Origin of the sequence: Cupriavidus pauculus (assembly GCF_022179805.1) — a bacterium.
Classification (GTDB): Bacteria; Pseudomonadota; Gammaproteobacteria; order Burkholderiales; family Burkholderiaceae; genus Cupriavidus; species Cupriavidus pauculus_E.
Window position 1 is genome coordinate 151,836 of record NZ_BPUO01000009.1, and the last position, 11,850, is coordinate 163,685.

At 59.6% G+C, this 11,850-nt stretch carries 9 protein-coding genes; 6 read left to right on the forward strand and 3 right to left on the reverse strand.

The features are described 5' to 3' along the window. Positions 1-438: 438 nt before the first annotated feature. Entirely contained in the window at positions 439-3,324 is a 2,886-nt protein-coding gene (locus MFF62_RS19980) for a bifunctional diguanylate cyclase/phosphodiesterase (protein WP_238264866.1), read from the forward strand. Between the two features lie 1,003 nt (positions 3,325-4,327). Then, the gene (locus tag MFF62_RS19985) at positions 4,328-5,218 is read left to right on the forward strand and encodes a type IV toxin-antitoxin system AbiEi family antitoxin domain-containing protein (protein WP_238264867.1); all 891 of its coding nucleotides are present in this window, start codon (positions 4,328-4,330) and stop codon (positions 5,216-5,218) included. Here MFF62_RS19985 and MFF62_RS19990 read toward each other — a convergent pair. Beyond that, complete coding sequence (locus tag MFF62_RS19990; RefSeq protein ID WP_238264868.1) at positions 5,195-6,076, reverse strand: nucleotidyl transferase AbiEii/AbiGii toxin family protein; 882 nt, start codon at positions 6,074-6,076, stop codon at positions 5,195-5,197. The genes MFF62_RS19985 and MFF62_RS19990 overlap by 24 nt on opposite strands. A gap of 90 nt (positions 6,077-6,166) precedes the next feature. Next, positions 6,167-6,523 (reverse strand): hypothetical protein, encoded by a 357-nt coding sequence (locus MFF62_RS19995; protein WP_238264869.1) that lies wholly within the window; start codon positions 6,521-6,523, stop codon positions 6,167-6,169. 295 nt (positions 6,524-6,818) lie between these two features. On the opposite strand from MFF62_RS19995, the gene MFF62_RS30935 reads away from it, so the two are divergent. Both MFF62_RS30935 and MFF62_RS20000 read left to right on the forward strand, forming a co-directional pair. Beyond that, positions 6,819-7,010 carry a hypothetical protein gene (locus MFF62_RS30935; protein ID WP_404990800.1) on the forward strand — a complete coding sequence of 64 codons (192 nt, stop codon included), beginning with the start codon at positions 6,819-6,821 and terminating at the stop codon, positions 7,008-7,010. A 613-nt stretch (positions 7,011-7,623) separates the two neighbouring features. Next, on the forward strand, positions 7,624-8,424 hold the full coding sequence (locus MFF62_RS20000; protein ID WP_238264870.1) for a YecA/YgfB family protein: 801 nt from the start codon (positions 7,624-7,626) through the stop codon (positions 8,422-8,424). A 241-nt stretch (positions 8,425-8,665) separates the two neighbouring features. Here MFF62_RS20000 and pdxR read toward each other — a convergent pair whose 3' ends face one another. Beyond that, the gene (pdxR, locus tag MFF62_RS20005) at positions 8,666-10,195 is read right to left on the reverse strand and encodes a MocR-like pyridoxine biosynthesis transcription factor PdxR (RefSeq protein ID WP_238264871.1); all 1,530 of its coding nucleotides are present in this window, start codon (positions 10,193-10,195) and stop codon (positions 8,666-8,668) included. Positions 10,196-10,381: 186 nt separating this feature from the next. Here pdxR and MFF62_RS20010 point away from each other — a divergent pair, with 186 nt between their 5' ends. Continuing rightward, positions 10,382-11,134 (forward strand): SDR family oxidoreductase, encoded by a 753-nt coding sequence (locus MFF62_RS20010; RefSeq protein WP_238264872.1) that lies wholly within the window; start codon positions 10,382-10,384, stop codon positions 11,132-11,134. 75 nt (positions 11,135-11,209) lie between these two features. After that, positions 11,210-11,668 (forward strand): cupin domain-containing protein, encoded by a 459-nt coding sequence (locus MFF62_RS20015; RefSeq protein WP_238264873.1) that lies wholly within the window; start codon positions 11,210-11,212, stop codon positions 11,666-11,668. Positions 11,669-11,850 lie beyond the last annotated feature (182 nt).

The following is an 11,850-nucleotide window of genomic DNA, read 5'->3' on the forward strand; positions in this document are numbered from 1 at the left end:
TCCCGGCGCTGAACGCTTTGGCAACGAAGCACTGACCTCCTAATGACTTCTAAATTCTGAGGGTAGTCGGGCGTCGCATGCGCGCCGACGGCCACCGAGGCCCGACTCAGACCACTGTCGCGACGGAAGGCCGTCGGGGATGTCAACGCAGAACGACTGGACGGGCACGGCAGGCGCGGACGCTATGTCAGAAAAGGTGACAGTCACTTCCTTGCTCGACTTGACTCGGTCAGTCCCGGTCGCTACTGGAATCCAAAGGAAAGCGGGCACGCGATTTGCCCCAGATTAGGATGAGCCGGTGGCGAATGCCGCACTAGGCGTTAATCTGCGTCTTGAGATGCCGATAAATGAGTCGGCCGCGCGGTTGTCAGCGAGGTGACGCATTGCAATCTTTACATACGTACCGACAAAACTAGAAACTTTGCGAAGGTGACCGCGTTGCCAGATCCCATCAATAGCCGCACAGACGCGGGCGCGCAGCTATCGGGCGGGGCGCTGGAGCAGGTGTTGCGGCAATTCCCGGAGCCGCTCTTGCTGAAAAACGAGCAAGGCGTCTGGCGCTTCGTAAATCCGGCGATGTGCCAGTTGATGCGGCGCCCCGCGGAGGAATTGTTAGGCCGCAGCGATGAGGAGCTATTCGGACCGGCGCGTGCGGCGGCTTATCGCTCGGTGCACCAACGCGTCGTGGATAGCGGCGAGCCGCAGGAAGAGACCGAGGTGTTCCAGGTTGCCGACGGCGACGAACGTGTTCTGCGTACACGCAAGCGGCTGGTGCACATGACGGATGCCGGCGAGCCGGTGTTGTTGGTGTGGATCAGCGATATTACCGAAGCCCATCAGACGGAGCAGGCGCTCTCGGAAAGCGAAGCGCACTATCGCTGTGCCGTTGAACTGAATCCGCAGATACCTTGGACGGCCGACGCGGCTGGACGCATTACAGAAGCCGGACCGCGCTGGGCTGAACTGACCGGCATGCCCCTCAACGAGGCGCTGGGTGAGGGATGGATGCGCTGTGTACACCCTGATGACTTGTCGCGCCTGAGTCATTGGTGGGGCGAGTCCATCGCTACCCATCGGCCGGTGGACCAAGAGTATCGCGTGAGGATGCGCGAGGGTACCTATCGCTGGTTCCGCGCGCGTGCGGCAGCACGTATCGACGACGATGGAAAGGTCATTCGCTGGTACGGCACGCTTGAGGATGTGGACGACCGCAAATCCGCGAGTATCGCGCTGCAGGCCAGCGAACGCTTCGCGCGCAGCATACTTGAGAACAGCCCCGACTGTATCCGGGTGCTCGATCACGAAGGCCGGGTGCTATACATTAATGCGACTGCCGCGCGCGTATTCGACCTAAAGAACCCGGACGCCAAGATCGGTTGCTACTGGCCCGACTTCCTGCCGCACGAGTACAGGGACCTAGCCGAACGCGTACTGCATACCGCGCGTGGCGGACATACCGCCGAGTTCTCTCATTCGCGCGTGCGACCCGATGGCTCGACCCAGTGGCTCAAGAGCGTAGCCACCGGCGTGCCTGCTACCGACGATCTTCCAGCTCGCATCCTTATCATTTCGTCAGATGTTACCGAAGCCCGGCGGGCGCGGGAGGCTGCCAGTACGGCCCGTCGCCATACCGAAGCGCTGGCCGCAAGATTATCTGCAGTGCTGGAAAGCACCACCGACAGCGTGGTGCAGCTGGACCATAACTGGCGTTTGACATATTTCAACGGGAACGCCGGCAGGGCCATGGCCGGACGCCACCCAGCGCTGGGTCGCTCGGTTTGGGACATCTTCCCCGAGGAGCGGCATGGGGTATTCGCGGAACACTATCGCGCAGCGGTACGAACGCAACGACCCGTCGTGTTCGAGCACTTCTTGGAAATGCTGCAGGCCTGGTATGAGGTGCACGTGTATCCGACCGACGAAGGCCTGTCGGTGTTTTTCCGTGATATTTCCGAGCGCAAGCGTGCCGAGCAGCAGTTGCTCGCCAACCAAGAGGCGCTCGCGCACATGGCACGACATGATCCGCTCACTGGCATCGCCAACCGATTGTTATGGCGTGAGCGAATTGAGCAAACCATCGCGGCGGCCGCGCCGAGCAAGGCTGCGGCGTTGCTGTATATCGACCTTGATGGCTTCAAAGGGGTAAACGATGCCTTTGGCCACTACGCTGGCGACATGGTATTGCAACAGGTGGCCGGGCGGTTGTTGCAATGTGTGCGCGACCCCGAGGGTGTGGCGCGCATCGGCGGCGATGAATTTGTCGTGATCCAGGAGGAAATAGGTGATCGACAGGCCGTAGAAAACCTCGCCTGTCATCTTGTCGCGCAACTCTCGCGTCCGTTCCATCTCAAGGGGGAGCCTGTAACCTTGGGCGGTTGTATCGGCATCGCCATGATTCCCGAAGATGGCCGCAATGCCGACGAACTTCTGCAGGCGGCCGACGTGGCGCTTTACCAGGCGAAGGCTGAAGGGCCAGGTACCTGTCGCTTTTTCTCGATCGATGAGGGTGACCGCACTAAGGTGCGCATGGAACGCAAGCGTGCGCTGAACAATGCTTTGGCGGCAGGGCAGTTGGAGCTGCACTATCAGCCCATCTACGATCTACGCTCGGGCCATCTGCGTAGCTTCGAAGCCCTTCTTCGATGGCGCCACCCCGCGCTTGGGCTGGTGTCGCCGGCGGAGTTCATCCCGCTTGCCGAAGAGACAGGCCTCATCGTGCCGATTGGCGAGTGGGCACTCAGCGAAGCGTGCCGGCAATTGGCGCGATGGCCCTCAAGCATCTGCGTGGGCGTCAACCTGTCGCCACTTCAGTTCAGGGGCCGAGCGCTACTCGATGCCGTGCGCCGCGCGGTGGAAGAGGCCGGCGTGCAAATCTCGAGGCTGGAACTCGAGATCACGGAGTCCGTCTTGCTGCGCAACGACTGCGAAAACTTGGAACTGCTCCGAGAGTTGCGCAGCATGGGGGCGCGCATCGCCATGGACGATTTCGGCACAGGCTTTTCGTCCCTGAGCTACTTGCGAAGCTTTCCGTTCGACAAGATTAAGCTTGACCGTGCATTCGTATCGGACCTCGCGACCAGCGCCGAGGCGCGGGCGATTCTCCATGCGGTACGCAGCCTCGGCGCCGCGTTCCGTGTACGCACAACGGCCGAAGGCATCGAGACGCCCGAGCAATTGGCGGTCGTGCGGGAGGAAGGCTACGACGAGGGGCAGGGGTATCTGCTGGGTCGGCCTCAGCGCACCGAGGACGCTTTCGCGCTGGCACACGGTCAGCATGATGCTGTCAAGACCCCAGACAAGCCCGGTAGCGACGAACTTTCATAGTTGTGGGCGCGCCGTCACGCACCATACGGGGAAGCGCCACCGGCATCGTCGAGGGGATCGTCCAGCCGAGACACACCATTATCGTGAGTTGGTCGTCTGTGACGAATAACCCAAATCGTCTATCGCAACCGCTCGGTATGCGGGATGCGGCGCGCTGCCTTTTGCACGCAGAATTTTGCGATGTCGAAGGTCACCCCCCGCACCCGTACAAGCACACCCGCACAAACACACCTATGCTTTAAGCAAATGTCCACGGGGCCGGTATATGTTTGACACACCGAGATTCTTCATTGCCCATGCATTGCGGCGCAGTGCGACGAGCGCGCTTGCCGTACTTATGGCTGTGGGCGTGGCGGGTTGTGAGGGGGTGCCGCGCGATACCACCGCGACCCCGCCCCCACCGCGCGAGTTATTCACTCCCAGCGATGAGCTTAATCCTCCGCCGAGCACGACGCGAGATCAACGGCCAGCCGTGCGTGCGCCGTAGCGTCGGCGACATCTGGCTACCATTCCACACAATCCCTGAAGAGGGCCGATCTTCTGTACCGGACAGCGGACGTGGGCATGCTCTGGGTCAATGCCCTCGCTGAACTGTCCCTCGGTGGCATCAAAGACTCGGGCTGTGGATCGGATGGCGGCCCTGGGCGCTTCAGGCATTTCTCAATGTGCGACCGGTTGCGATTTCCAACGTCTGAGGCGCATGGCGATTGCTATTAATAGCTCACCGAAAAAAGGAACCGATACGCGTACCTTGTCGCATGCGCCGCATCTGTCCCCAGCGCAATCGCGTGAATATCAACTCTACGCGGCATTGATGCCGCGTAGAGTATCACAAATCTGCATCAGTTGGATAGGTGCAAGCGCCTTGTTGTGGCGTTTCGTGAGCTGTTCCTTTGCTAAATTTGTGATATGCTATGCAGCATTAATGCTGCATAGCACGACGTTCTAATGATACCCCCAATGATTGGTCCGCAGCAGGGGTCAAAAATTTGGTATCGCTCCCATGAATCGTTCACGCCTTCAGATCGCGAAAGCAGATATCACCGAGTTTTTTGACAACCTGAGTTGTCCGGTCCTGAAGATGGCACACATTAGAGCCATCCTGTCGAAGCAAAGGCGCTATTGGCGGTTGGCACAACGTACATCGGCGAGCGACCTTATTGAGTTCTTGCGACAACAAGGCAAGCTTAACCAAGTCGAGTTTCCGTTCCCGCAGCGTGCTGAGACGCTGTACCTCTGGGGTGAGGTCGATCTCTATACCAGCCTGTTGGGGCTACGCCAGGGGTCGTACTTTAGTCACTACACCGCCATGCGCTTGCAGGGGCTCACCGAACAGACGCCGACGACGATATATCTGACCGATGAGCGTAGTGCTGGTGTGCCACGGGCGCCGGTAAAGCTCACCCAACTCGATATCGACCACGCATTTGCCCAGCCGCCGCGCACGTCGCGTAATGCGGTCGTGTATGAAGAGCGGAAGCTATGCCTGCTGAACGGCGGTTACACCGGTTACTTGGGTGTTGTGACACAGCGAGTCAACGGCGACACCGGCTTGGACGTCGAAGTGCGCCTGACCAACGTAGAGCGCACGCTGATCGATATCACGGTAAGACCGTTCTATGCAGGGGGAATCTATGAGGTGGTAAAGGCTTTTGAATTGGCGAAGCAGGTGGTGTCCGTCAACAAATTGGTAGCCACCCTGCGTAAGTTGGACTTCGCCTATCCTTACCATCAGGCAATTGGCTATTACCTCGAACGCGCAGGGTACAGACCCTCGCAATTGGATTTAGTACGGCGTTTGCCCTTGGAGCATGACTTCTATCTTGCGCATGCCATGGGAGGCACAACCCGCTACGTAAGTGACTGGCGTCTATTTGTCCCAGATAGTTTTTAATTGCTCGGTTAGTCCGACAACATAGTTGAAGTAGTGTCGGAAATCCTTGAGATCAAATCCGGCGGCGACGGTGTCCTTCACACGATCAGCTCCCCTCACATGAAAGTCGTAGGTGTGCCGAATCCTGCCTAGCAAGTTGAGCGGGACCTTCTTGACCGCGAACATGGAGCGCAAGATCTGCTGGTTGCGATCTCGCAGGAGAGGAATGCCGAGCCCATCCACCAGAACATGGATGTCGACGAAATCCTTAGCTCGCTCGGTGCCCGGGCGGGCGCGCCTAATGATGGACCCATATTCCGGCATCTGTTGACAAATTGCCCGCAATTTTTCCATAACGATCATCGCTGGCGAGTACACATAGATGACAGTCCCATCGACATCATGCAACTGTTTATCTTCCACGAACTCGAAACGACTGATGTCGATGAGAAATCTAGTTCCTTGTCCAAGATTGATGGCCCACTTTCGCAAATCATCGACGTTTCTGTGGTGCTTGGCGTATTTATCCGCCGTGACAAGCTTGAACTCGACACCATAGCCTCCCCAGAAATGTTTCATTTCTTTGCTGATGGCGTGGGGCTTCTCAATCATCCTGTAGTCAAATACGTGAAAGCCACCTTCCTGGAAAGTTGAGGTAAGGGTCTTCTCTATTCTTTCCCGTACTGCATCCGTGCCTTCACCGAAGTCATGCTGCATCGAAAAATCTAGATCGACGGACGCCCGGGCACTGACGCGATGAACCAGTGCCATAGCATTTCCCCCCTTGAGCACGAGTTGGTCCAGCAGCTCATCATCCGAAAACATCGCTTGGATAGCCAGCAGTTTTATGCGTTCGAGAAGCGTGGTGCCCTGCTGCATAGCGGAGCTCATATGAGACCACATCCAGGAATGAAGCTGAAGACCATAGCATCTGTAAGCTGTCTACGACAGTCAGGACGACCAGATCGCTTAACCAAAGTCAAACGAGTCGCGGTTGACAGCCAAACCGATCGTCCGCTTGCTTGGTATCTTTGAATGATGGGGACATTCCGCAAAGGGCAAGCGGCTGATGACCAGATACACGATGAGAGGCTGCTGTCCGTTGCATCTGAACTGGACCGCGTGCATGCGCTTGTTGTGCCGAAGCAGTTCCGGGCCGCGGTAGATTCGGCTGCCCGCGAAAAATCCCCGATGCACAACTGAAATGGCAGAACTGCCAATCTTCACGTTGTCTCCGCGCTCGTTTTTAGAGGTTTGTTGTGGATCAAATCCAAGATGAGCCTTGTAGGAACACGATGAAAGCGGATTGGCGAGTGGCGAGTTCATCGAGACCTCATCGCGATGCCAGCGGCGAGTCCTCTTCAATCCACAATGGGTCGATGCGTTTTGTGTGTCGGTGCGTCCCTGTCACGACGGCATCGGCGCGTTACCCCCCTCCGCAACAAGGCAGCAACATTTGGGAAACGTGCCCATGTTGAAACTCATTTTCCGCCCTCTACGCCGCCTCAAGCAGCGTTTCGGTGCGCGACTCTATCCACAACCAGAGCAGTATGCCGTACGTGCTTTGCCGAATCCCATTGCGCGACTTGTGACGCGACATCGCAAGCGTGGCGCGAAGGAGATGCAGCGACAACTTGCGCTTGGCGTCACTGAATACCGGTGGAAAACTAGGCTGGATAATTGCGTCTGCAGGCTATGCATGGCCAACGAGGGCAAAGTATTTCGCTGGGATGCCCCGCCGATCACTGGACATCCGGGTTCTTGCTTGCGATGCGACAACGGTTACTGCCGGTGTCGGGCTGAAGCTCTCTGACTGGGGGCGACGAACCATACCTCGCGAATGCGCCCTCGACCGCAGCCGAGGCAGGATCCACGGCCTACCGCCGGGCTTTCGTTGCATCGTCATGAATCCACCCAGTTAGCACCGGAAACGCTGCTGCAAAGCTCGCTGGCATTTGCACCACGCACTTGCACTCGTAGTCGAAGAACACAAACAGCACCCCATACCTCGCAGAAAGAGGTCAAAAGAGTTAAGTCAAGCACCGTGGCCATTGCGCCTGACAGGACGATGACTGGACGAGTGGCCGGATCTTCATCGACCTGCATCGCTCATCGTTACGCAATGGAAAGGACGCGCTGCTGATTGATCGTGATGCCGCCCTACGCGGAGCTTAATTTCGCGACTATCCCAGTCATACTGTGTCGGGAAGCGACGTGTTGCCACCGGCCCAAAGGCGCCACTCGGGAGTGGCCGCCGCTCCGCGCAACGGCCGCGGGGATGCACTTGGCTTGCCGCGCGGTACCGAACGTCACGGTCTTGCAAGTCGTACGGCGGCACGCTTGCGAAGGGGCGGCGCTATACTTCGCGGCGATGCGTGCAGCGCATCCCACGCAATCACTGAACCCGCATCGCGAGAACCTGCCCCATGACCGACTCCACCGCCCTGACGCCCGACGAACTCCAGGAGCTTGATGATCTTCTGGACGACCTGCGCCAGCGCGCTGAAGAAATCCCGCAATGGGAGTTCTGCGACGGCTTTCTCACGGCGCTGGTCTGCACGCGCCGACGCATCCCCGCGTCCGACTACCTGCCCATGTTGCTGGGCGACGGCGCGGCGCTCGATGTGGCCGAGGGTAGCCCGCTGCCCTTGCTGCCCGCGTTCCATGAAGCGGCCCAGCAGGCCCGCTTCATGGAGCTGTGGCAGCGCAGATGGAACGAGGTGGAGCACCAACTCGACCAGCCCGTGCAGACGCTGGAGGACGAACATACCTTCCATCCCGAGGCCATGGACATGCGCGGCGCCATCTTGAGCCTGCCCCAGGAAGAGCGCGCCGAGATGGACGGGCGGGAAATCCCGTCGTTTGGCCAGGTGTGGGCGCTGGGCTTCATGTTCGTGGTGGAGAATTGGCCCGAGGAATGGACCGCCCCGCGCGACAAGGAGGCTGCCCAGTGGCTAGACGACGCGCTCAACGGCATCGTCGCCCTGACCGAGGACGACACCGGCCAGCCCGAGATCTGCATGTACAGCGAGGATGGCCCGCCCAGCATCAGCCAGGCACGCGTGGAAACCTTCGCCGAGGCGATCTGGGCTGTCTACGACCTCCGCCAGATCTGGAAGAGCATGGGCCCGCGCGTGGAGGCCCTGGTGAAGGGCGACCAGCCCGGCCGCAACGACCCGTGCCCTTGCGGCAGCGGCAAGAAGTTCAAGAAGTGCCACGGGGGATAAGGGGAAAGCGCTTTTTGGCAGTTTTAGCTGCATCTACCTTGTTTTTTGGCTGGGCGGGCTGGCGTGCCATCGCTGTGATAAGACACGCGTCACTCTCAGCGGGCTAGGACAGGTCGTGGGCCGACTACCGGACAACACGCCGACGCGATCATTGCTATCAGAAAGCTGCACTAGGCGCATAACCGGAGCATTTCTTCCCGTGCCCGAAGGTGCCTCGAGCGGCTACATGGCGCCTCGCAAATCAGCCATCAAGGCACGCCCGTAACGTACGCGCGTGACGGCCCGCTTCGTTCGCATCGCTGATGTTTGCAAAACCCATCACTAGACCACGCGGCGTGTCCCGCATACGGCCGTGCGCATACCAGATCGAAAGCGGCAACACTGCAAGTCCCGCCTGTCGAGCACGCGATGCAATGGCGACATCGTCGATCGGACCATAGGCTGTCTCGGCGAATTGCACCGCGAACTGGATTCCGCCGGACGGCAGCTCAACGGTCAGGTGCTCGCCGAACGTCTGCTTCAAGGCCTGGGCAATCAACAGGCGTCGCTGTCCGTACAACGTGCGCATCCGCTTCACATGCCGCGCAAAATGCCCCTGTTCAATGAAGTCTGCCAGCGCCGCCTGAAACAGCGTTGGCGCACCGGCATTCATGCTGCAGGCCACCCGTGCAACGCGCTCGACCGCGCGCTCCGGCACCACTGTGTAGGCAAGCCGTAGACCGGGGAACATCACCTTGCTGAAGGTGCCGCAATATAAAACGTGATCATGCCGGTCGAGGCTCTTCAAGGCCGGTAAGGGTCGGCCAAGGTAGCGGAACTCGCTGTCGTAATCGTCTTCGATAATCCAGCGAGACGCCGCCTCTGCCCACGTCAGCAATGCCATGCGCCTTGCAAGCGACAGTGTATTCCCCAAGGGACTTTGATGCGATGGCGTGACGATCGCGAAGCGCGCCTCAGGTTCGCGTTCGATGCCTTGATCGACATCGATGCCCTCTTCATCGACGGGCACTGGGACTAGCTGCACGCCGGTCTCGGCCAGGAAGCTGCGCGCAAGCAGATAGCCGGGGTCCTCGAACCAGATCCGATCGCCGGGGCTCGCGAGACTGCGCAACACCAGTTCAAGCGTCGCACGGTAGCCACTGGTAATGAATACCTGATCGGGCAGACATGTGACGCCCCGCGACAGACCAAGATAGGTCGCGATATGTTCCCGTAGCGGCAGGTAACCCGCCGGATCCGGGTAGGCAAGCAGCGTGTGGTCGCCGCTACGCGCATGCCGCGAAACGAGCCGGCTCCATATCTTGCGCGGAAATGCGTCAAGCGCCGGCAGTCCTGGCTGCAAGGGTTGCGGCTGGCCGCTCAGGGCGACGGCGATCGCCGGCTGGCGAGCCGTCGTCGTGCGCCTGGGGGATGCTGGCGTCTTTGCTGCTCCCGCACCCTCTGCGGCCGGCGCGTCATCTGCATCCTGTTCACGGCCGCCATCAGGTGCCTCTTGCCTCAGGGACGCCGATAGCGAAGGCGCTACAAAGGTGCCGGCAGCGCCACGCATCTGCAGGTAGCCCTCGTCGACAAGGATTGAGTAGGCCAGCTCAACGGTGCCTCGCGCCGTATTCAGTTGCGTGGCCAGGCCGCGTAACGCCGGGACCCGGTCACCCGGACGGAGATGTCCCGCCGCGATCGCCGTCCTGAAGCGCTCGCAAATCTGCAGATAGATCGGCAGCGGCTTCTGGCGGTCAATCCTAATGGCCAACGCGGGCTTGCGTAACGTCATGACAGTCTCACTGGCAAATACGGGGCAAAAATCAACTTGGACTAGTCGAATGGTCAATTCTTGACCCTTATCTATAGGGCATGATTGTTCCACAATGATTCAAGCAATGCGACGGTGACGGGCACCTTAGTGATCCCCCCTGCCAGGTGCGCAGCGCCTTCCCTACCCTGATATGGAGAATCTGTCATGAAGATCGTTGTAATCGGTGGTTCCGGCTTGATCGGCACCCGTCTTGTCACGCTGCTCAAGGATGCAGGTCATACGGCTGTCGCCGCATCGCCGCGTACAGGTGTCAACACGGTGACGGGCGAAGGCCTGAACCATGCACTGAGGAATGCGGATGTCGTCGTCGATGTGACGAATGCGCCATCTTGGGAGCCGCAAGCGGTGCTCGACTTCTTCAGCACCTCGGCACGCAATCTTGGCAAGGCCGAGGTGGCCGCGGGCGTGCGCCATCACGTCGCGCTGTCGATCGTTGGTACCGACCGCATGCCAGACAACGCGTATTTCACGGCCAAGGTTGCACAGGAAGCGCTGATCGACGCGGCCGGTGTGCCATACACGATCGTGCGCGCCACGCAGTTCATGGAATTCATCGGCGGTATTGCGGATTACGGCACGGATGGCGCCACTGTGCGCGTCGGTGACGGGATGTTCCAGCCGATCTCTGCGGATGACGTTGCGGAGGCGCTTGCGCAGGTCGCACTGGGCGTACCGCTAAATGGCACCGTCGACATCGCCGGACCGGACCGCGCGCCCTTCGCGGAAATCGTTTCGCGCTATCTAAAGTCGGTGGGCGACGCGCGCACTGTCGTGACGGATCGCGACGCGCGCTATTACGGCGGCCATGTCGAGGAACTGTCGCTGGTGCCGCAGGGCGACGCTCGAATAGGCCGCACCAGTCTTGACCAGTGGCTGGCGCGCGTTCATGTGAATTAAGCCATATACCCGGCGCTTCGCTTGCGGCTCGATATCGACCGCGAGCCATACATCTGCATCTACTTGAGACACGACATGAAGCTTCTCATCGCCACGTTGATCCTCGCCGCGCTGCCCTTGCAGGCAACCCTCGCCCAAGACCATTCCGGCCATCAGGCAACTGTGCCAGTGCAAGGACTGGCGACCACCTCCTCGGGCGTCAAAGTCACGCTCGTGTACCAGCAGGAAATCCCCAACATGCCGGGGAAGAGTGTCAAGGGCGTACTGGTGGAGTATGATCCGGGCGCCGTCAACGCCGCGCATACACACGCAAAGTCAGCAATGATTTATGCAACCGTGCTGGAAGGCGCCGTTCTGAACCAACTTAACGGCGGACCACTTCGCACATTCTCAAAGGGGCAAGACTTCACCGAAATGCCTGGGGATCGGCACGACGTTAGCGCCAACGCGAGCAAGACGGAGCCCGCCAAGCTGCTTGCGGTGTTCGTCGTGGACACGAATGAGACCGTGCTAACCACTCCATTGAAGCGTTAAGGCAGTCTGCGTAGGCACGCGCGGGAACGCAGGCAGTCGCATTGCTGCAGGCGGATACTCACGCTTCCAAATCGGTGTTGATTTGCACTGAGAACCGACCCAGCGGGGGTGCGGACGTTGGGTCGGTTCTCAACACCTCCGGAGAATAGCCAAACCACGATAGTGCTCCTAACCAGCCCTTG